Below are 19,907 nucleotides of genomic sequence, written 5' to 3' on the forward strand. Positions count from 1 at the left end.
CACCCTGGCCGATCGTCCGTTCGGTGTCGCGCGGCCGTGACCACGGCCACGCCCCGGATCGGAGGCTCTCAGAGGCTCTTGAGCACCGCGTCGGCCGAGCTGACGGTCACGTCGGTGGGCTTCTCCTCCACCCACAGGCTCTTCACGACGCCGTTCTCCAGCACCGCGGCGTACCGCTGCGAGCGCATGCCGAGACCGAAGCCGGTGCCGTCGAGGGTCAGGCCGACCGCCCGGGCGAACTCGCCGTTGCCGTCGCCGAGCATGAGGACCTTGTCCCCGACCTCGCGGGACTTCCCCCAGGCGTCCATGACGAAGGCGTCGTTGACCGCCACGCAGGCGATCGTGTCGACGCCCTTCTCCTTCAGCTCGTCGGCCCGCAGCACGTACTCGGGCAGGTGCTGGTCCGAACAGGCGGGGGTGAAGGCGCCGGGCACACCGAACAGGACGACGGTGCCCGAGCCCAGGACCTCCGCGCTCTGCACCGGCGTCGGGCCGCCCTCGCGGACGGTGGTGAGGGTGACGTCCGGGACGGTGTCGCCGATCGAGAGGGTCACGCCGAGCTCCTCGCAGCCAGGAAAACGTGGGCGTGCCCACGCTAGCGCCGCTCGTCGTCGGTGTGTCCCTGCGCGCCCCACCTTCCGGTGAGTCCGCGGCCGGAGTGCGGGCCGGCCGCCGCCGTGGGGCACCCTGGTCGCGTGCCCCGCTCGCAGCCCGAACCGCCGCCGCCCCGGCTGTCCCGCTACTGGAACGGCTACGTGTCGGCCTGCGAGGACGCGGTCGCCCGGTTCCGGCGCATCGTGTCGGCGATCCCGCCCTCGCCGGCGCGCGAGTGGCTCGCCCGGATCGCGACCCAGCTCGACACCGAGCTCGGCGCCGTGCGCAGGCTGGCCACGGTGGGCGACTCGATCGAACCCGCCTGGCTGTGGGTCAGCGAGGCACCGGCCAAGCGGATCTCGCAGCGGCTGGACGAGGCCCGCTCCTCCTTCGCCGACGCCGTCGCCCAGGCCGCCACCATCGCCGAGCAGGCCGCGCTCGACCCGGCCCACGCCGACGTCACCGCGCAGCTGGAGGTGCTGGCCCAGCAGGCGTCCGAGCTGGCCCTCGGGCCCGCGCCCGTCGACCCCGAACCGGAGGAGCCCCGCCGCCGGTGGGGGTGGCGCCGGGAGGCGTGAGCGCCGCCTCCCGTGCTCAGTCCCACCAGAACCGCCACTGCCGCGCCCCCCGGATGAGGTCGGCGTAGCCGCGCAGGGTGAACCACCGCCCGTCCTGCGGGTCCTGCTGGTCGGGACAGAAGGCGAAGTGCTCGGCCGCGACGCTCTCGCACTCGCGCCGGGTCATTGGCGGCGCGGCGACCGAGAGGATCAGCGTGTCCGCGTCGAGCAGCGTGAGCACCGCGCCGAAGCGCTCCTCCCAGCTGCGGAGCACGGCCGAGATCTCGACGACGTCCTGGTCGTAGTTGCACGCCCCGCGCCAGTCCAGCACCGCCGGGACGTCCGCCGGACGCGCGGCGTCGACCACGGCGAGCGCCGAGTCCCGCGCCCGTTCCCGGGCCCACCGCGCGGCCGCGACGACCGGGAGGTCGCCCTCGAGCGCGGTCGCGTTGCGGTCCGGCACGGGCAGCACGCCCGGCCATGCCGGCAGGGGCTCGGGGCACGAGCAGGTCGAAGGGCAGGGCCCGGGCCAGGCCTGCTCGAGGAGCCTCGCCGGGTCGGCCCGCGCGACGTCGAGCAGCCGGGCCGTGCGCTCGGCGGCGGTGAGCGGCCCGACCCTGCCGACGGTCCAGTTGGTGATCCACACCGGGCATCGGCCGGTGGTCGGCGCCGCGCGGAGCAGCGCCTCGTAGACGTCCGGGTTCGGCAGGTCGTGCAGGTCGAACGGGAGGTGGGCGTCGATGGTCGTCATACCGGGTTCGACGGGGGTGGGGCCGGTCCGGGTCCCGCCGGCGCCGAGACGTTCACGCGCGTGAACGGACCTCGCCGGACGTTTCCTAGGAGCGACGCTCCGTGGTTCTTGTCGGTGGCCGGGTCCATGATCGGGGGCGTGAACCGGGACGAGCTGGCCGACTTCCTCCGCCGGGCGCGCGAGCGCCTGTCGCCGGAGGAGGTGGGCCTGCCGCACGGCACGCGGCGGCGCACCCCGGGGCTGCGGCGCGAGGAGGTGGCGCAGCTCGCGGGGTCAGCAGCGACTACGTGATGCGGTTGGAGCAGCGGCGCAGCTCGCAGCCCAGCACGCAGCTGCTCGCCGCCCTGGCCCGCGCCCTGCGGCTGACCAAGGACGAGCGCGACCACCTCTTCCTCCTCGCCGGCCACCGGCCTCCCGCGGGTCCGCGCGGCGGCGGGCACGTCGAGCCCGGGCTCCTGCACCTGCTGGACACGCTCGTCGACACGCCCGCCCAGGTCGTCGACGAGCTGGGCGCGCTCCTCGCGCAGAACCGGATGGCCGAGACGCTGTTCGGCGAGGTCTGCACGGTCACGGACGATCGGCGGAACGTCGTGTGGCGCTGGTTCACCGACGCCGCCGTACGCGCTCCGCACCCGCCGGAGGAGCGGGAGCGGCTCAGCCGGGTCCACGTCGCCGATCTCCGGGCGGCGCTCGCCCGCCGGCGGCAGGGCGGCGGTCGGGACGCGGAGGGAGAGGCACTCCTGGTCCGGCTGCGCCGGGACAGCCCGGAGTTCGCCGCGTTGTGGGAGGAGCACGAGGTCGCCGTGCGCCGGGAGAGCCGTATGCGCGTGCACCACCCCGCGGTCGGCCTGCTCGAGCTCGACAGCGTGGTCCTGCGCACCACCGCCGAGGACCAGCGCCTGCTGCTGTTCACCCCCGCTCCCGGCACCGGCACCGCCGGCAGGCTCGGCCTGCTCCGCGTCGTCGGGCCGGAGGACTTCACCCACCTCGACCCGACAGGGAGATGACCATGTCCGAGACGCTCGTCGACGCCCCCGAGGCCGTCGCCGCCTACCTGCGCGCCAGGACCGACACGGACGTCGAGACCATCGTCGGCTGCTTCGCCCCGGACGCCGTCGTGCACGACGAGGGGCGCGACCACGTCGGGACCGAGGCGATCCGCGCGTGGACGAACGGGGTGGCCGCGGCGTACACGTTGACCCGCACCGTGCGGTCGGTCCGCAGCATCGGCCCCGCGACGGTGGTGGCGGTGGAGGTCGCCGGCAACTTTCCGGGCAGTCCGGTGGTGCTGCACCACCACTTCACCCTGACCGACCGCGGGATCGCCGCCCTCACGATCTGCCCGTAGAGCGTCGCCGCCTTCGGCGCGGAGCACGAGGAGCGGCGCGTTCACGATCGGGGCGGTGCCTACCCCGCCCGCCCCCCGGACTCGGCGCCGTGGGCGGGGTCGGCCGGGCGGAGGGTGAAGAGGATCTCGGCGCCGGTCACGTGCAGCACCCGGCGTAGTGTCCCGCTGACGCCGGCGAGGGTGACGGTGCCGCCGCGGCGGGCGGCGCGGCGCTGCAGGCCGATCAGCGCGGCCAGACCGGCGGAGTCGCAGAAGTCGAGGCCCGCGACGTCGACCACCAGGTCCGCCGGCAGGTCCGGGCCCGCCTCCGCGGCGACCGCGCCCACGTGCTCCTCCACGCTCGCTGCCGTGCCGAAGGTCAGGTCCCCGACCAGCACGAGGGTCAGGTGGGTCGCCTCGGCGCGCGCCTGCACGCGCAGCGGCTGCGGCCGGCTGGGGTCGCGGTGCACTCCGGAACTGGTGCTCATGCCGTGGCCTCCCTGACGGCGGCCGCCCCGTGCCCGGGCGCCGCACCCTCCTCCAGCTGCGTGGCCCCGCGCCGCAGGCACTGCTGCGCGAACGGGAAGTCGTGCAGTCCGGCGTGGAACTCGGCCAGGACGGCGCGCGCGGCGTCCGTCCCGGCGCCCCGTGCCCCGAGCAGGTCGGCCAGCCAGCCCAGGTAGCCGGTGAAGACGTCCGGGTCGGAGAGGTAGACCGCGGCGGTGAGGAAGTCGACGGCGTGGGTCAGGTCGTCCTCGAGTCCCGCGTCGACCACGCCGGTGGGCGTGCCGAGCGCGGTCCGGCCGTGGAGCACCCGGGTCGCGGCGGCGACCAGGTCGCCGCGCCGCTCCCGCAGGCCCGCGTACTCGGGCCCGGCCTCGTCGCCGACCTGGTCCGGCTCGGGCTCCGGCCACGGCAGCTCGTCGAGCAGCCGGACGGCCTCGACGGCGTCGGGCGCCCACGCGTCGACGCCGAGGCGGCGGGCCCAGCGGCCGTCCGTACCGAAGCCCGGTCCCCCGGCCAGCACCGGCGTGCCGGTGCGCTGCGCGGCGACGATCGTGCGGTGCGCCGCGGGCAGGTGGACCGGCAGCGCGCAGCTCACCGCGACGACGTCCGGTCCCTCCTGGTGCAGGTAGGACACCAGCTCGCCGGCGGGCACGCTCGCGCCGAGGAAGGTCACGTACCAGCCCGCGAGCCGCAGCACCTCGGCCACGATCCTGCCGGGCAGGGCGTGCCACTCGCCGTCGAGGCAGGCGAGCACGACGTGCCCGCGGGTGCCGGGCGGGGTCCGGCGGCCGACCGCGGCGACCACCCGCTCGTTGACGGCGGTGGCGGCGTGCTCCTGGGCGACGCTCCACTCGCCGCGCTGCCAGCGCAGCCCGACCTCCTCCTGCGTGCCCGCGACCAGCCCGAGGAGGACCTCGCCGGCCGGTACACCGGCGTCGACCAGCCCGAGGGCGAGCGCGACGGCGGCGTCCTCGTCCGCCCGCCCGAGCGCGGCCATGAACTCCGCCCGGCGGGCGACGACGCGGGAGTCGGGAGCGTGACGCGGGCTCACGGCCGCTCCTCGGCGGGTGCCGGGTCGGACGGGGCCGGGAGCGGCAGCGGCGCCTGGACGACGAGCACGGCGATGTCGTCGTGCGCGCCGGAGGCGAGCCAGCGAGTGGTGTGCTGCTCCACCCGCTCCGCGATCGCAGGTGCCGGCATCACGTGCGCGCCCGCCAGCAACCCGGCCAGCCGCGTCTCGCCGAGGGTCTCGCGGCCGTCGACGCCCCCGCGGGCCTCGCTGACGCCGTCCGTGTAGAGCACGCAGGCCTCGCCCGGCGCGAGCCGGACCGTGCGCGCGGCGAACCGGGCGGAGGGGACGGCGCCGACCAGCATGCCGCCGATCTCGACCTCCTCGACCCCGTCACGGCGCACGACGAGCGGGGGCAGATGCCCGCCGCCGGCCAGCTCCAGCTCCAGGCCGCCGTCCGGCAGCGGCGTCGCCGTACCGAGCACGACGGTCGCGAATCCGGGATCGGCCTCGGGATCGGCGGCCTCGAGCATGGTCTCGTTGAGCAGCCGCAGCAGGCTGACCGGATCCTGGTCGAGGCGGCGCAGGGCCTGGACGGTCTGGCGCAGCTGCCCCGTGCTGACGGCCGCGTGCACGCCCTTGCCGCACACGTCGCCCAGCACGAACATCGCCGACCCCTCCGGCCCGACGTGCACGTCGTAGAAGTCGCCGCCGATGAGCAGGCCCTCCTCGGCGGGCCGGTACGCCGCGCCGAAGGCCATCCCGGGCACCCGCGGCAGCTCCGGCTGCTGCAGGCTCCGCTTGAGCACGGCCGCGGTGCCGGCCTGACCGGCGTAGAGCGACGCGGCGGCGAGCGCGAGCCCGGAGCGCTGCGCGAACTCCTCGGTCAGCGCCTTGTCCACGCCGGGCGCGGCGGCCGAGTCGGTCTCGTGCCGCAGCAGCACCAGCGCTCCGGCCGGGACGCCGTTGCCGGGCAGCGAGATCAGCGCCGCGGCGGCCGGCGCGCCGGCGACCCAGGGCTGCCCGGCGAGGTCGTCGGCGAGCAGCGGGCGGGGCCCGGTCGCGATCCCGGCCAGGGCGTCGCGCAGCTCCGCAGGCATGTCGGCGACGTCCGTGCGGCCGCTGTGGGCGACCCGGTCGGCGTCGCAGGCGTACCACTCCGACACGCCGCCGCGGACCGGCAGCACGACGACCGCGAGGTCCGCCAGCTCCGACGACGCCAGCTCGACGACCGCCCGCGCGGTGCGGCCCGGGTGCAGCGACAGCCCGAGCCTGCGGCTGGCGGCGGCGAGGAAGCGCGACCGGGCGCGCTCGGCGAGCAGGTTGTCCAGGCGCCGGCGGTGCTCGGTGACGTCCTCGACGTGCCAGGCGACCCAGCGGCCGGGCAGCGGCTGGCGGCGGGCACGCAGCGCTCGCCCACCCAGGTCCAGCTCCACGGGGCCGTCGTCCGGGCCGGTGTCCGGGCCGGTGTCCGAGCCGTGCTCCGGGCCGGCGACGAGTGCGGCCGCGACGGGCGCGGGGAGCAGCTCCGCCTCGCGCACGCCGAGCAGGCGGCGGGCGGCGGCGTTGGCCCGGCGGACCAGGCCGCGCTCGTCGATCGCGAGGACCCCGAAGTCCGCGCCGTCGAGCAGCCGGTCGGCGAGGCTCGGCCCGGCCGGCGGGGCGGGAGCGGCGGGCGCGGGCGCCACCGGCGCCGAGGGCCGGTCGACGGAGCCGCCGCCGATCCCGGTCGTCATGCGGCCCGCGTCGGGGTCCTTGCTACGGATGATGCCCTTCCCTCCCGGATCGCGGCCGTGCCGGTCGCGGCGTGCAGGCACGTCCCGAGATTATCCGTTCCCGCGCGATCGTCCGCGCCGGACCGGGGTCGGGCCGCCCGCCGCGCCGCCCACGTCCCCCGACCCCGCCGAGATCTCGCCGCCGCGCCGCCGCCGCTCGCTCCGGCGGCGCCCGTCACGACTCCCGCCCCGCGTCCTCCCGGCCCGGCGTCTCCTTCCTCCGTATCCTCGGCCGGTGAGACGACGCCGCCCGGCCCCGCTCCCGCAGCGGCACGGGCTCGACCCGGTCCGGCTGCGCACCCCGGACGAGGGCCCGTGGCGGACCATGCGCGAGCACCTGGTCGAGCGGCTGCCGCGGGTCGACCCGGGCCGGATCGAGGAGATGCTGCGCGAGGAGCGGATCGTCGGCACCGAGGGTGCGCTCACCGTCGACGCGCCCTTCGTGCCCGCCTCGTTCGTCTGGTTCCACCGTGACCTGCCCGTGGAGGTGCCGGTCCCCTTCGAGATCGGGATCGTGCACCGGGACGAGGACATCCTGGTCGTCGACAAGCCGCACTTCCTCGCCACGATCCCGCGCGGGCGGCACGTCGTGGAGACCGCGCTCGTGCGGCTGCGGCACCGGCTGGACCTGCCGCACCTGTCCCCCGCGCACCGGCTCGACCGGGTCACCGCCGGGGTGGTGCTGTTCGTGGTGCGGCCCGAGCTGCGCGGCCGGTACCAGACGATGTTCCGGGACCGGCGGGTCCGCAAGACCTACGAGGCCGTGGCGCCGTACCGCCCGGACCTGGAGCTGCCGCGCACGGTGCGCAGCCGGATCGTCAAGGAGCGCGGGGTGATCCGGGCCTACGAGGTGCCCGGCGAGCCGAACGCCGAGACGCGCGTGGAGCTCGTCGAGCGGCGCGGCGACCACGCCCGCTACCGGCTGCACCCGCTCACCGGGCGCACCCACCAGCTCCGGCTGCACCTGGCCGGGCTCGGCATCCCGATCGTCGGCGACGACTTCTACCCCGATCTGCACGAGACCCCGCTGGACGACTTCTCCTCGCCGCTGCAGCTGCTCGCGACGACCCTGGAGTTCACCGATCCGGTGAGCGGCGAGGAGCGGCGGTTCGACAGCCGGTTGCGGCTGCGGGCCTGGCCGGAGAGCGGTCCGACGGGCGGATGAGCGGCTCCGGACGCGCGCCCCGTCATCGATTCTGAGGACGCCGTGCGGCGTTCGGAGCAGCGGCCGTGCGCAACGGCAGCAGACGGCGGCCATTCGGCGCGCCGGTCGCGTCGCGTGCCGTGATCGTCTCTCAGCGTGGCAACGTCCGCCCCTCCCGGCTTCGTAGGGTCCGGCGCAGCGGTTCCCGCCCCGGCGCACCGCCCCCCGCCGCCGCGGGCGGGATCCGCACGACTCGCTCCCCGCGAAAGAACCGAAGGAACCACCGAGATGACGCTCCCCCGTCTCCTCCGGCATGCCCGTCTCCGCCCCGTCCTCACGGCCGCGGCGGCCCTCACCGCCGCGGCGGCGCTGTCCGCCTGCGGATCGTCCGGGTTCGTCGACGCCAGCGAGGCGCTGCCCGCCGGCGGCACGAGCGGCGCCACGACCGGCAGCACCGGCGGCACCGGCGGCACGACCGTCGCCCCGACCGGCGGCCTCGGCACCGGCGTGACCGCCGTCGGCACCGTCGTGACCACGGACGGCTTCACCGTCTACCGCTTCGCCAACGACCGCAACGACCCGTCCGCCTCCACCTGCACCGGCGAGTGCGCGGCGAAGTGGCCGCCGGTGCAGGGCGACGGGCAGCCCGCGCTGCAGGGCATCCCGTCCGGCCTGGTCGGGACCATCGGCCGGCCGGACGGCACCCAGCAGCTCACGCTCAACGGGTGGCCCCTCTACCGCTTCTCCGGCGACACCAAGCCGGGGGACGCGAAGGGCGAGGGCGTCGGCGGGACGTGGCAGGCCATGGGCGTCAACGGCACCCCCGCCGCGAACGGCCCGGGCGCGAGCCCCGCGGCCGCGCCGGCGTCCGTCCCCGCCGGCTCGCTCGGGACGACGAAGAGCGGCGGCACCGGCGGTACCGCCACGACGGGCGCCCCGGCCGTCGGGAACGTCGCCCACAGCACCAGCACGGCCCCCGGGGGCCACTGACCGGGAGGGGTCGGGGATGCAGATGCATCACCGACCCCTCCTCGAATCGGCGTCCGGGGGCTATCGTCGGGGCTCATGAACGAACGATCGGTGAGGATCGGGAACTTCTCGGGCTACCTCGGTGACCGGTTCACGGCCATCGACGAGGCGCTGGCGGGCGACCCCGTCGACGTCCTCATGGGCGACTACCTCGCCGAGGTGACCCTGGCCTCGCTCGCGGCGGACCGCCGGGGCTACGTCGACTACTTCCGCAAACAGCTGCGCCCGCACCTGAAGACGGTCGCCGAGCGCGGGATCAAGGTCGTCACGAACGCGGGCGGCTTCGACCCGGCCGGGCTCGCCGCGGCGCTGCGTGCGGACGTCGCCGAGGCCGGGGTCGACCTCACCGTCGCGCACGTCGAGGGTGACAACGTGCTGGACCGGCTCGCCGGGTTCCACGCCGACGGGCACGCGATGGAGCACCTCGACTCCGGCGCGCCGCTCAAGGACTGGGGCGTCGAGCCGATCGCGGCCAACGCCTACCTCGGCGGGTTCGGCATCGCCGAGGCGCTGAAGGCCGGCGCGGACATCGTCGTCACCGGGCGGGTGACGGACGCGTCGCTGACCGCCGGCCCGGCCGCCTGGTGGCACGGCTGGACGCCCGACGACTGGGGTCCGCTCGCCGGGGCGATCACCGCCGGCCACGTGATCGAGTGCGGGGCGCACGCGACCGGCGGCAACTTCTCCGGCTTCACCCAGGTCCCCGGGGTCGTGAAGTGCGGGTTCCCGATCGCCGAGATCGCGGCCGACGGCTCGTGCGTGATCACCAAGCACACCGGGGACGGCGGCATGGTCACCGTGGACACGGTCACCGCGCAGCTGCTCTACGAGATCCAGGGCCCGCGGTACCTCAACCCCGACGCCACGGTGCACTTCGACTCCATCCGGCTCGAGCAGGTGGGGAAGGACCGGGTGGCGATCGGGCCGGTCGTCGGCTCCCCGCCGCCGCCCACGGCGAAGGTCGCGGTGTTCGCACAGATCGGCTGGCAGATCTCGCAGATGCTGTTCTGCACCTCGCCGAACGTCGCCAAGAAGGTGGCGCTGCTGCGCGACCAGCTCCGCGCGCAGCTGGAGGGCCACGTCGACCAGCTCGACGTCACCCCGCTCGGCACCGCCGCGGAGGACCCGCACTCGCAGTGGGAGGCCACGGTCCCGATCCGGGTCATGGCCACGGCCCGCGCACCGGAGCCGCTGAAGCTCTTCCCCGCCGCCGTCGGCAGCCTCTACCTGCAGGGTTTCCCCGGCTTCCACCACGACGGCGGCGCCCTGCCGGTCCGCGAGCCGTGGGCGCGGATCGAGTACTGGCCTGCGCTGCTGCCCGCCGAGCTCGTCCCGAACACGGCCGTGCTGGCCGACGGGACGCGGCTCGAGGCGCCGGTCTCCTTGCGGTGGGCGACCCCCGAGGAGCTCGCGCAGGGCCGCTCGCCGGAGCCGCCCGTCGCGTCGTCCACCGCGTCGACCGCCGGCCGGCGGATGCCGCTGGGCACGCTCACCTACGCCCGCGCCGGCGACAAGGGCGGCAACTCCAACGTCGGCATCTGGGTCCCCGACCCCGCGCACTGGGAGTGGCTGCGGTCCACGCTGAGCACCTCGGCGATCCGGGAGCTGCTGCCCGAGGCCAAGGAGTGCGACGTCGTCCGGCACGAGTTCCCGCACCTGCGGGCGGTCCACGTGGTGCTGAAGGGGCTGCTGGGCACGGGCGGGTCGTCGAACCTGCGGGTGGACCAGATCGGCAAGTCCGTCGGCGAGTACCTGCGGTCGAAGCACGTGACCATCCCGGAGGAGCTGCTGTGACGGCCGTTCTCGGCCTCGGGGAGCGCATCCGGGCGACCGTCGCGAACCCCGCGACGGACGCCGCGTTCGACGTCCGCGGCGAGCTCGACGCGCTGCTCGGCGGGATCGGGCTGTCCGCGGCGGACACCGGCGGGCGAATGAGCTTCCTCGGCGCCGATCCCGTCGTGCCCAGCGCGTTGCGGCTCGGCGGGGCGGCGGCACTCGCGCTGGCCGCCAAGTCGGTCGCGGTCGCGGCGCTGCACCGCGACCGCGGCGGCGCCGGCCAGGACGTCACGGCCGACCTGCGCAGCGCCCCGCACCGGCTGTGCCCCTTCTACGACCGGCGCTGGGAGCTGCTCAACGGCTATCCGGTCGCGTCGGCGGCCAACCCCTCGCCGGCCTTCGGGTTCCGCTTCTACCGCACCGGCGACGGCCGCTGGGTCATGCCGCTCAACGGCTACCCGGGGCTCAAGGTCGCGGCGCAACGGCTGCTGGACTGCGCCGACACACCGGAGGCGGTCGAGCGGGCGGTCGCCCGATGGGCGGGCGCCGAGCTGGAGCGCGCGGGCGCCGAGGCCGGCGTCGTCATGCCGCTGGTCCGCACGCCCGCCGAGTTCCTCGCCACCGCGCAGCACACCGTCCTCGAGGACACCCCGCTGATCGAGATCACGCGCACCGGCGACGCCGACCCCGAGCCGCTGCCGGGCGGCGCAGAGCAGCCGCTCGACGGCGTCCGGGCGCTGGGCATGGGGCACGTGATCGCGGGCGCCGGGACGGGCCGGACCCTGGCGCTGCACGGCGCGGACGTGCTGAACCTCTGGCGGCCGACGGAGTTCGAGCACGACACGACGTACGTGACCGCCAACGTCGGGGTGCGGTCGGCGACCGTGCACCCCGCCCGCGGCGCCGGGCCGCGGGTCGTGCGGGAGCTGCTGGCCGGCGCCGACGTCTTCTACGCCAACCGCCGGCCCGGCTACCTCCCGTCGATCGGGCTGTCCGCCGAGGACGCCGCGGGAGTGCGGCCCGGCATCGTGTACGCCACCAACACGCTGCACGGCGAGCGCGGGCCGTGGCGCGACCGCGTCGGCTTCGACCAGACGGCGGGCGCGCTGACCGGCATGTTCGACCTGGAGGCGGGCGGGATCTCGCCCGAGGTCGAACCCCGGCTGTCGCCGATCCTCGTGGTCAACGACTACATCGTGTCCTGGCTGACGGCGGCCGGGATCGTCGCGGCGCTGCGCCGTCGGGCGGTGGAGGGCGGCAGCTGGGAGGTCCACGTCTCCCTGATGCGGGTGGCGCTGTGGATCCTCGAGCTCGGGGTGTTCGACCTCGGCTACGCCCGGTCCGTCGCCGGGACCGGGGAGGAGCACGCCTACCTCGATCCCGAGACCTTCACCGCCGACACCCCGCTCGGGCTCTACCAGGGCGTGACCGACCAGGTCCGGATGTCCGGCACGCCCGGGCGCTACCGCACGATCCTGGTGCCGCGCGGCAGCTCCCGGCCGGCCTGGCTCACCTGACCGTTCCCGCAGGTCGACGCGGGTCGTGAGTGGCAACCGCTAGGGCAGTTGCCGCTCACAGGTGGACGGGGAGGCGGGTCAGGCCGTGGATCAGCGTGGACCGCCGCCAGCCGATCGTCTCCGGGTCCCCGGCGAGGGCGAGGGCCGGGAAGCGCTCGAGCAGGGTGCGGAAGGCGATCTCGCCCTCGAGCCGCGCCAGCGGGGCGCCGAGGCAGTGGTGCACGCCGTAGCCGAAGGCGACGTGCCCGCCCGCGTCCCGCGTGACGTCGAGCCGCGCCGGGTCGCCGTACCGCTCGGCGTCCCGGTTCGCCGAGACCAGCGAGATCAGCACGACCTCCCCCTCGGGCACCGTGGTGCCGCCGATCTCGACCGGTTCGGTGGTGTAGCGGAAGGTGGCCAGGTTGATCGGGCCGTCGAAGCGCAGGAACTCCTCGACCGCGTTCGGCACGAGGGACGGGTCGGCGCGCAGGAGGGCGAGCTGGTCGGGGTGGCGCAGCAGCGCGAGCGTGCCGTTGCCGATCAGGTTGACCGTGGTCTCGTGCCCGGCGACGAGCAGCAGGAACGCCATCGACGTCGCCTCCCGCGCCGAGAGCGTGTCCCCGTCCTCGGACGCCCTGACGATCGCCGACAGCATGTCCTCGCCCGGGTTCGCGCCCTTGTCGGCGACGAGCCGCGCGAGGAACTCGGCCATCGCGGCGACGGCGGCGCCGCGCTCCTCCGGCGGCGCCGCGGACAGCAGGGTGGTGGTCCACCCGCGGAAGTCGTCCCGCTCCCCCTCCGGCACGCCGAGCAGCTCGCAGATCACGGTCATCGGCAGCGGGTAGGCGAACTCGTCGAGCAGGTCGACGGTGCCCTCGCGCGCGGCCTTCGCCGCCATCCGGTCCGCCAGGCCGTGGGCGATCTCCTCGATCCGCGGGCGCATCCGCGCGATCGCCCGCACGGTGAAGGCGCGGTTGACCAGCTTGCGCAGCCGGGTGTGGTCCGGCGGGTCGGTGTTGAGCATGTGCCCGGCGAGGGAGTCGGCGAACTGCATGCGCCGCTCCGGCGCCACCGAGCGCCGCTCGAGGATCTCGCCGAACTTCGCGCCGTCCTTGGACAGCCGCGGGTCGTTCAGCGCCGGCCGGGCGTCCTGGTAGCGGGTGACCACCCAGGCCTGCAGGCCCATCGGCGTGTTCACCCGGACGACCGGCGCCTCGCGGCGCAGGGTCCGGTAGAGAGCGTCCGGGTCGTCGAAGAACGTGCCCTCGAGTTCGACCGCGCCCGCCCGGGTCTCCGCGTTCGTCATGGCGTCCTCCCCCCGGCCGGGCTCGCCCCGGCCCGGGGCCCACGCTAGGCCGACCCGCCCTGAGACGTCCTCAGAACGGACAGCGGGATCCGGCCGCCGGGAGCCGGGTCTGAGGAGGGTCGGCGGCGCGGGCGGGCTCAGCGCTCGTCGTCCCACAGGCCCTCGCCGGTCCACGGGTCCCGCGACTCCTCGTAGCGCCGTTCCAGCGTGGGCCCGGGCAGCGGCCGCTGCACCGCCGAGTCCTGGTCGGACGACGACCCGCCGGACTGGTACGACGGCTCGTCCTCCGGGTCGGCCGCCCGGTGCCGGCCCGCCTCGAGGCCGCGCTGGTAGGTCGAGAGCCGGTTGCGCACGCGCTCGGGCTGCCGCTCGGCGGAGACCTCCGCGCCGGCGCCGCCCGCCGCGCCCCGGCGGCTGCGCAGCGGCGGCGTGACCATCTGGCGACCGGGCCGGCGGCGCGGGAGCCCGCTCCCGGTGGTCGGCAGCTCGGTGTCGGCCCGGGCCGCGCGCTCGGCGGCCGCGCGCCACTCGTCGTCTCCCGAGGCCCAGTCCCCGCCGGTCGGGGCCGCGTCGATCGGGGTGCCGATCGACGTGCCGGAGCCGAGCCAGCTGTCCGCCAGGCCGTGCCCGTTGCCGTTGCGGCCGTTCGCGTGCCCGTTGGTGCCGTGACCGTTCGGCCCGTGCCCGTTGGACCAGCCGTTCGTGGCCGGGGCCGGCTCGTCGTCGTTCGTGCGGAACCATGCCGACGCGACGGCGGCGAAGATCGGGGTGCCGACCAGGTCCTCGTCCGGCCGGGAGAGCCCGGCGTCGAACGAGCCGAAGAGCTCGTCGACCGAGGCGGGCGCGGGGGCGGAGCCGGCGCGCACCGGCTCCCAGGTGACGTCCGGGGACGTGCCGGGGTCGCGGGACTCCCCCGACTCCCGGGGGGCCGGCGCGGGGGACGGGGACGGCGCGGGCTCGCGCGGCACCTGCACGCCCGCGGCGGGCTCGACGAGCGCCCGCGGGAACCGGACCAGCGCGACCGTGCCGAAGCCCGGGGTGGCCGGGCCGCCGAGCGGGGCCTGCAGCTCCAGGCGGGCGCCGCACCGGCGGGCCAGGCGGGCGGCCAGGTGCAGGCCGAGCCGCTCGGGCGGGATCGGACCGCCGGGGCCTCCGGCGATCTCGTTCTCCAGGGCCGCGGCCTCCTGCCACGGCAGCTCGACACCCTCGGCCTGCAGCTCGATCGTGACGCCGCCGTCGCCCGCCCAGCGGCCGACGAGCTCGATGCGGCTGCTGCGCGGGACGGTGCGCTCGGCGTGGGCGAGCAGCTCGGCGAGCACCTGCCCGGCGCCCACGGCGCTGCCGGCGGCGAGCGAGGCCGACGGGGCGGGCGGGACCGACACGCGGTGCGGGTCCTCCGCACCCGCCGCGGTGTCCGCGAGGATCCGGCCGACGCCGGTGGGCAGGGGGCCGCGGCGCTCGGGCCGGCCGCCCACCAGGGTGAGGACGCTCTCGCCGTCCCGCAGCAGCCGGCGCGCCCCGGCGGCCAGCTCGGCGCCCTCCGGCGAGTCCGGGCCGAGCCGCTCGGCGACCGCGAGCTGCCGCTCGGCGTGACCGCAGATCCGCCGCGCGAGCCCCGCGAGCAGCAGGTCCGGCCGCTCCTCGACGGCCCCGGACGGGTCGGCCGCACCCCCGCCCGGCTCGCCGAGCCAGGAGGCGGACGAGACGTCTCGCTCCACGCTGTCCTCCGCTGGTCCGTACCCCGATCCGGCCGGGACGCCGCACGGACCCGGCCGCCCGCCCGCGACCGCCCGCCGAAGCAGGCGGGCGCCCTCGGGCCCGCGTCCGCCGGGGGAGCTGCGACCCGACATCTGTAGGTCCACGGGACATTACCCGGCGGTCCGGCGCCCGGCGGTCCGTCGGGCCGGCGTGCGATGACCGGTCGGCGTGAGGTGGACCGGCGGCGATCGGCAAGCCGACACGCCGGACGGGAGGAGGTGATTCCTCCCGGGGCGGCCGCCCGTCGCACGGGCGCGGCCCCGGGCGGGGGTCCCGAGAACGGAACAGGCGCCCCGTCCGCGACGCTGCGGCGGTGCGCCCGGTCACAGAGGCTAGGTCAGGACCTGCCCGGCCGTCCAGGGTCCGGACGTCACGGATTCGCGTCCGTCACTCGAACCGGGAGGGATCACCGGCGCCCTTGCGGACGATCTCGGGCTCCGGGCCGGAGAGATCGACGACGGTGGTCGGCTCGGTGCCGCACTCCCCCGAGTCGAGGACGGCGTCCACGGCGTGGTCGAGCCGCTCCTTGATCTCCCAGCCCTGGGTCGGCGGGACGTCCGGCTCCGGCGAGTCCGGCAGCAGCAGCGTCGAGGAGAGCAGCGGTTCGCCGAGCTCGGCGAGCAGGGCCTGGGCCACCAGGTGGTCCGGGATGCGCACGCCGACCGTCCGCTTCTTCGGGTGCATCAGCCGGCGCGGCACCTCCTTGGTCGCCGGCAGGATGAAGGTGTACGGCCCCGGCGTCGCGGCCTTGACCGCCCGGAACACCGAGTTGCCGACCTGCACGAACTGCCCCAGCTGCGCGAAGTCGCTGCAGACGAGCGTGAAGTGGTGGCGGTCGTCCAGCCTGCGGATCTGGCGGATCCGGTCGAGGCCCTCCTTGTTGCCGAGCTGGCAGCCGAGGGCGAAGACCGAGTCGGTGGGATAGACGATCAGGCCGCCGTCGCGGACGATCCCCACCGCCTGGGCGATCGCCCGCCGCTGCGGGTTGTCCGGGTGCACGTCGATGTACCGGGCCACGCGGGCAGCGTATCCGCCGGAGTGCGGAGCGGGGCGGAAATCGCCTAGCGTCGTCGGCAGCCGGAACCCGCGCCGACCCCAGGAGGACGCCGTGACCCCCGCCGAGCTGCTCACCGACGCCTTCGGCCGGATCTCGGAGGGCGTGCCCGCCGTCGTCGAGGGCCTGACCGAGGAGCAGCTCGCGCTGCGGCCGAACGACGAGGGCAACTCGATCGCGTGGCTCGTGTGGCACCTGACCCGCGTGCAGGACGACCACCTCGCCGACGCGTTCGGCACCGAGCAGGTCTGGCTGGCCGACGGCTGGCAGCAGCGCTTCGGGCTCGACCTCCCGCCGGACGACACCGGGTACGGGCACGGGCCCGGCCAGGTCGCCGCGGTGCGCGCCCCCGCGGACCTGCTGGCCGGCTACCACGCCGCCGTCGCCGAGCGGACCGTCGAGCTGATCGCGAAGGTCACGCCCGAGCAGCTGGACGAGGTGATCGACGACGACTGGGACCCGCCGGTCACCCGCGGCGTCCGGCTCGTCTCCGTGGTCGACGACGACGCCAGGCACCTCGGGCAGGCCGAGTACGTCCGGGGGCTCCTGCCGGGCTGATCGCGGTCTGGCAGCCGGGCGGCGCCTGGTGTGAGGTGGGGACATGGATCTCCGGTTGACAGGCAAGCGCGCGATCGTGACCGGCGGGAGCCGCGGCATCGGGCTCGCGGTGGCGGCCGCGCTGGCCGCCGAGGGCTGCGACGTCGCGATCGTCTCGCGCGGCAAGGAGGCGCTCGACGAGGCCGCGACCCGGCTCGCCGCGCACGGCACGAGGATCGTGCCCCTCGTCGCCGACACCACGGACGACGCGTCCGTCCGCGCGATGGTCGACGAGGTCGTGACCACGCTCGGCGGCGTCGACGTCCTGGTGAACGCGGCCGCGAAGCCCGCGTCGGCGGGGGCGCAGGACGCCGCCTCCACGACCGGCGACGAGCTGATGCGCGAACAGTTCGAGACCAAGGTGCTGGGCTACCTGCGGTGCGCCCGCGCCGTCGCCCCGGTGATGACCGCGCAGGGCTGGGGGCGGATCGTCAACATCAGCGGGCTCAACGCCCGCGGCTCGTCCTCGCTGGTCGGGTCGGTGCGCAACGTCGCCGTCTCCGCCATGACCGCCGCGCTGGCGGACGAGCTGGGCCCGCAGGGCGTGAACGTCACCGTCGTGCACCCCGGGCTCACCGTCACCGAGCGCACCCCCGGCATGATCGCGGCGAAGGCCGCCGCCGACGGCACCTCCGAGGAGGAGGCCGAGCGCGCCCTCGGCCGGACCACCACGGTGGGCCGGATGATCACCGCCGAGGAGGTCGCCGACGTCGTCGCCTTCCTCGCCTCGCCCCGCAGCGTCGCGATCAACGGCGACGCGGTCGCGGCCGGTGGCGGGCAGCCCGGGGTCACGTACTACTGACGGCACGGGCGGGATACTCGGCCGGTGGCGGACGACCGGCGGCCCCTGTACCACCTCGTCGGGACCGCGGGGTTCCCGAACTACGGCGACGAGCTGATCGCCGCCGGCTGGCTGCGGCACCTCGCGCGCACCGCGCCCGAGGCCGACGTCTGGCTCGACTGCCCCTCCCCCGGCACGGCCGCCACGCTGCTCGACGGTCTGCACCCGCGCGCCCGCTTCACGGACACGGTCTGGCGGCTGTGCCGGGCGGCCCCGGAGGGCGGCCCCTGGGAGACGGCGGCCTGGGTGCGCCGCGCGGTCGCCGATCCGGGCCTCGCGCCCCGCTGGGTGGCGGGCGTCGAGCTGCTGCGCCGGGCGGACGTCGTGCACGTGATCGGCGGCGGGTACGTCAACGGGATCTGGCCGCGGCACGCCGGGGTGCTCGCCGCGGCGGTCGCCGGCACCGACCAGTCGGGCGGCCGGGCCGTCGCGACGGGGCAGGGGCTCACGCCGGAGGCCGACGGCGCCGGGCCGTTGCTCCGCTCCCTGCTGGAGCGGTTCGCCCTGGTCGAGGTGCGCGACGAGGCCTCCGCCCGCCTGCTGGACCGGCCGAACACCCTCGGCCTCGACGACGCGTTCCTCCCCACCGCCGCGGTTCCTCCGACCGACGACGCGCCGCGCGTGGTGCTCTGCCTGCAGTCCGACCTCAGCGACCGGCCGGCCGAGGCCCTGGCGACCTTCGTGCTGGGGGCGCTGCGGCGGTGGCGGGTGGACCCGCAGGAGGTCGCGGTCGTCGAGGGGATCCCCGGTCAGGACCGCGTGGTGTACGCGCTGCTGGAGCACCAGCTGCCCGGTGCGCGGTTCGTGCCGTTCGACCGGGTGTGGGGCGACGGGCTGCCGGTCGCGGCGGACCAGACGTGGATCTCCACCCGGTTCCACCCGCACCTCGTCGCGGCGGCGGTCGGCGCCGGCGGGCTCGCGGTCGGCCTGAACGGGGACTACTACCCCACCAAGCACCGCTCCCTGACCGCGCTCGGCAGCGGCTGGGACCTCGTCACCGACCTGGACGCGACGCCGGGCCGGCCGGGGCCGGGCGGCTTCCCGCCGGACGTCGTGGCCGGGCTGCGGGAGCGGAAGGCGGCCCTGGCCGACAGGGTCTACGGTCGCGTGGAACCGGGTATCCGGCGGCCGGCCCGAGGGGGCGAAACGTGCTGATGATCACCCGACCGAGGGGACACGTTCGGCGCGACCGTCGCGATGGACCGGGCATGGACGCGATCAGCAACGACCACGGGGCGGCCGCCGTCCCGGTGCCCGCGCAGCGTCCGGCCCCCGAGGACCGCACGGACCCCGTCGCGGCGGACGACCGCCTGATCGAGGAGATCAGGACGGGGCGCCGGGGCCCCGACGACACCGATCCCCTGGTCCGCGCCCTCGTGCTCTGGCGCCAGATGATGCGGCTGCCGCGCACCGGGCGCGGCGGCCGCCGCCGGCGCTGCCGCCGCGGCTAGACACCCCGGCGCCCCGCGTCAGGCCTGCTGCAGCTGACTGAGGCGGCGGGAGGTCGGCCACCGGACGTCGTGCGCCCAGCCGAACCGCTCGAACAGCCAGATCACCCGGGCCGAGATGTCGATCTGCCCCTTGAGGACGCCGTGCCGCGCGCAGGTCGGGTCGGCGTGGTGCAGGTTGTGCCAGCTCTCGCCCATGGACAGGATCGCCAGCGGCCAGAAGTTGCGGGAGCGGTCGCGCGAGCGGAAGGGCCGCGCGCCGATCATGTGGCAGATCGAGTTGATCGACCAGGTCACGTGCATGCACACCCCCATGCGCACCAGGCCGCCCCAGAAGAACCCGGTCAGCGCGCCCGCCCAGGACCAGGTCAGCAGGCCGCCGAGCAGGGCCGGGAGCAGCAGGCTCGCCGTCACCCACAGCCCGAACAGCCCGCTCACCCGGCGCAGCACCCGGTCGGCGAGCAGGTCCGGGATGAACCGCTCCCAGTTCGTCTTGCGCCGCTCGAAGATCCAGCCGACGTGCGCCCAGAAGAAGCCACGGGCGACCGCCCAGGGGGACGTGCCGTAGCGCCACGGCGAGTGCGGGTCGCCCTCCTTGTCGGAGTAGGCGTGGTGGCGGCGGTGGTCGGCGACCCACGCCAGCACGGACCCCTGGATCGCCATCGAGCCGGTGATCGCCAGGACCACCCGCAGCCACGGGCGCGCCTTGAAGGAGCGGTGGGTGAAGTGCCGGTGGTAGCCGACGGTCACGCCCAGGATGCCGATCGTGTAGAACACCGCCGCGATCGCGATGTCCCACCAGCCGAGGCCCCAGCCCCACATCACGGGGACGGTCGCCAGCAGCGCGAGCACCGGGAGCACCACGAAGGCCCAGACCAGTCCCTGCTGCCAGGTGCTGCGGTACTCACCGACGATCGGCTTCGGGCCGCGCTCGGCGC

21 protein-coding genes are annotated in these 19,907 nt (G+C 75.9%); 12 read left to right on the forward strand and 9 right to left on the reverse strand.

Features of this window, described 5'->3' with window-relative positions; all coding sequences use genetic code 11:
* Window positions 1–68: 68 nt before the first annotated feature.
* On the reverse strand, window positions 69–554 hold the full coding sequence (locus tag ABD990_RS23855) for a peroxiredoxin (RefSeq protein WP_345382965.1): 486 nt from the start codon (window positions 552–554) through the stop codon (window positions 69–71).
* Window positions 555–695: 141 nt separating this feature from the next.
* Between ABD990_RS23855 and ABD990_RS23860 the strand changes: the two genes are divergently transcribed.
* Complete coding sequence (locus ABD990_RS23860; RefSeq protein WP_345382966.1) at window positions 696–1,172, forward strand: hypothetical protein; 477 nt, start codon at window positions 696–698, stop codon at window positions 1,170–1,172.
* Between the two features lie 16 nt (window positions 1,173–1,188).
* On the opposite strand, the gene ABD990_RS23865 is transcribed toward ABD990_RS23860, so the two are convergent.
* The gene (locus tag ABD990_RS23865; protein ID WP_345382967.1) at window positions 1,189–1,902 is read right to left on the reverse strand and encodes a DUF4253 domain-containing protein; all 714 of its coding nucleotides are present in this window, start codon (window positions 1,900–1,902) and stop codon (window positions 1,189–1,191) included.
* Between the two features lie 138 nt (window positions 1,903–2,040).
* Between ABD990_RS23865 and ABD990_RS23870 the strand changes: the two genes are divergently transcribed.
* Genes ABD990_RS23870 through ABD990_RS23880 form a run of 3 tightly spaced genes read left to right on the forward strand, consistent with a single transcriptional unit; the run spans window position 2,041 to window position 3,250 of the window.
* A complete protein-coding gene (locus ABD990_RS23870; protein WP_345382968.1) occupies window positions 2,041–2,193 on the forward strand; it encodes a hypothetical protein in 153 nt (50 codons plus the stop codon).
* A complete protein-coding gene (locus ABD990_RS23875; RefSeq protein WP_345382969.1) occupies window positions 2,193–2,909 on the forward strand; it encodes an MmyB family transcriptional regulator in 717 nt (238 codons plus the stop codon). Before ABD990_RS23870 ends, ABD990_RS23875 begins: the two co-directional genes overlap by 1 nt.
* 2 nt (window positions 2,910–2,911) lie before the next feature.
* On the forward strand, window positions 2,912–3,250 hold the full coding sequence (locus tag ABD990_RS23880; RefSeq protein WP_345382970.1) for a nuclear transport factor 2 family protein: 339 nt from the start codon (window positions 2,912–2,914) through the stop codon (window positions 3,248–3,250).
* Between the two features lie 59 nt (window positions 3,251–3,309).
* Here the strand turns inward: ABD990_RS23880 and ABD990_RS23885 are convergent, their stop codons facing one another.
* Genes ABD990_RS23885 through ABD990_RS23895 form a run of 3 tightly spaced genes read right to left on the reverse strand, consistent with a single transcriptional unit; the run spans window position 3,310 to window position 6,562 of the window.
* Window positions 3,310–3,717 (reverse strand): STAS domain-containing protein, encoded by a 408-nt coding sequence (locus ABD990_RS23885; RefSeq protein WP_345382971.1) that lies wholly within the window; start codon window positions 3,715–3,717, stop codon window positions 3,310–3,312.
* A complete protein-coding gene (locus ABD990_RS23890; RefSeq protein ID WP_345382972.1) occupies window positions 3,714–4,787 on the reverse strand; it encodes a cobalamin B12-binding domain-containing protein in 1,074 nt (357 codons plus the stop codon). Before ABD990_RS23890 ends, ABD990_RS23885 begins: the two co-directional genes overlap by 4 nt.
* Entirely contained in the window at window positions 4,784–6,562 is a 1,779-nt protein-coding gene (locus ABD990_RS23895; protein WP_345382973.1) for a PP2C family protein-serine/threonine phosphatase, read from the reverse strand. Before ABD990_RS23895 ends, ABD990_RS23890 begins: the two co-directional genes overlap by 4 nt.
* A gap of 193 nt (window positions 6,563–6,755) precedes the next feature.
* On the opposite strand from ABD990_RS23895, the gene ABD990_RS23900 reads away from it, so the two are divergent.
* From ABD990_RS23900 to ABD990_RS23915, 4 genes are all read left to right on the forward strand, one after another.
* Window positions 6,756–7,685, forward strand: coding sequence for a pseudouridine synthase (locus ABD990_RS23900; RefSeq protein ID WP_345382974.1), 930 nt, complete (start codon window positions 6,756–6,758; stop codon window positions 7,683–7,685).
* A gap of 267 nt (window positions 7,686–7,952) precedes the next feature.
* Complete coding sequence (locus ABD990_RS23905; RefSeq protein WP_345382975.1) at window positions 7,953–8,654, forward strand: COG4315 family predicted lipoprotein; 702 nt, start codon at window positions 7,953–7,955, stop codon at window positions 8,652–8,654.
* Between the two features lie 75 nt (window positions 8,655–8,729).
* Window positions 8,730–10,487, forward strand: a complete 1,758-nt coding sequence (locus tag ABD990_RS23910; protein ID WP_345382976.1) for an acyclic terpene utilization AtuA family protein — start codon at window positions 8,730–8,732, stop codon at window positions 10,485–10,487.
* A complete protein-coding gene (locus ABD990_RS23915; protein WP_345382977.1) occupies window positions 10,484–11,986 on the forward strand; it encodes a CoA transferase in 1,503 nt (500 codons plus the stop codon). Before ABD990_RS23910 ends, ABD990_RS23915 begins: the two co-directional genes overlap by 4 nt.
* 55 nt (window positions 11,987–12,041) lie before the next feature.
* Here the strand turns inward: ABD990_RS23915 and ABD990_RS23920 are convergent, their stop codons facing one another.
* The 3 genes from ABD990_RS23920 to ABD990_RS23930 all read right to left on the reverse strand — a co-directional run bounded on the left by ABD990_RS23920 (window position 12,042) and on the right by ABD990_RS23930 (window position 16,046).
* Window positions 12,042–13,271 carry a cytochrome P450 family protein gene (locus ABD990_RS23920; protein ID WP_345382978.1) on the reverse strand — a complete coding sequence of 410 codons (1,230 nt, stop codon included), beginning with the start codon at window positions 13,269–13,271 and terminating at the stop codon, window positions 12,042–12,044.
* Window positions 13,272–13,408: 137 nt separating this feature from the next.
* Entirely contained in the window at window positions 13,409–14,989 is a 1,581-nt protein-coding gene (locus ABD990_RS23925) for an ATP-binding protein (protein WP_345382979.1), read from the reverse strand.
* 427 nt (window positions 14,990–15,416) lie between these two features.
* Window positions 15,417–16,046, reverse strand: a complete 630-nt coding sequence (locus ABD990_RS23930) for an L-threonylcarbamoyladenylate synthase (RefSeq protein WP_345382980.1) — start codon at window positions 16,044–16,046, stop codon at window positions 15,417–15,419.
* A 91-nt stretch (window positions 16,047–16,137) separates the two neighbouring features.
* Here ABD990_RS23930 and ABD990_RS23935 point away from each other — a divergent pair, with 91 nt between their 5' ends.
* From ABD990_RS23935 to ABD990_RS23950, 4 genes are read left to right on the forward strand one after another with little or no spacing between them, the layout of a single operon-like run.
* Entirely contained in the window at window positions 16,138–16,641 is a 504-nt protein-coding gene (locus ABD990_RS23935; protein WP_345382981.1) for a mycothiol transferase, read from the forward strand.
* Window positions 16,642–16,684: 43 nt separating this feature from the next.
* On the forward strand, window positions 16,685–17,482 hold the full coding sequence (locus ABD990_RS23940) for an SDR family NAD(P)-dependent oxidoreductase (RefSeq protein ID WP_345382982.1): 798 nt from the start codon (window positions 16,685–16,687) through the stop codon (window positions 17,480–17,482).
* Between the two features lie 24 nt (window positions 17,483–17,506).
* Window positions 17,507–18,676, forward strand: coding sequence for a polysaccharide pyruvyl transferase family protein (locus tag ABD990_RS23945; protein WP_345382983.1), 1,170 nt, complete (start codon window positions 17,507–17,509; stop codon window positions 18,674–18,676).
* A 53-nt stretch (window positions 18,677–18,729) separates the two neighbouring features.
* Window positions 18,730–18,972 (forward strand): hypothetical protein, encoded by a 243-nt coding sequence (locus ABD990_RS23950; RefSeq protein ID WP_345382984.1) that lies wholly within the window; start codon window positions 18,730–18,732, stop codon window positions 18,970–18,972.
* A gap of 18 nt (window positions 18,973–18,990) precedes the next feature.
* Here the strand turns inward: ABD990_RS23950 and ABD990_RS23955 are convergent, their stop codons facing one another.
* Window positions 18,991–19,884, reverse strand: a complete 894-nt coding sequence (locus ABD990_RS23955) for an acyl-CoA desaturase (RefSeq protein WP_345383071.1) — start codon at window positions 19,882–19,884, stop codon at window positions 18,991–18,993.
* Window positions 19,885–19,907: the final 23 nt, after the last annotated feature.

It is taken from the genome of Pseudonocardia yuanmonensis (assembly GCF_039542425.1).
GTDB classification, from domain to species: domain Bacteria; phylum Actinomycetota; class Actinomycetes; order Mycobacteriales; family Pseudonocardiaceae; genus Pseudonocardia; species Pseudonocardia yuanmonensis.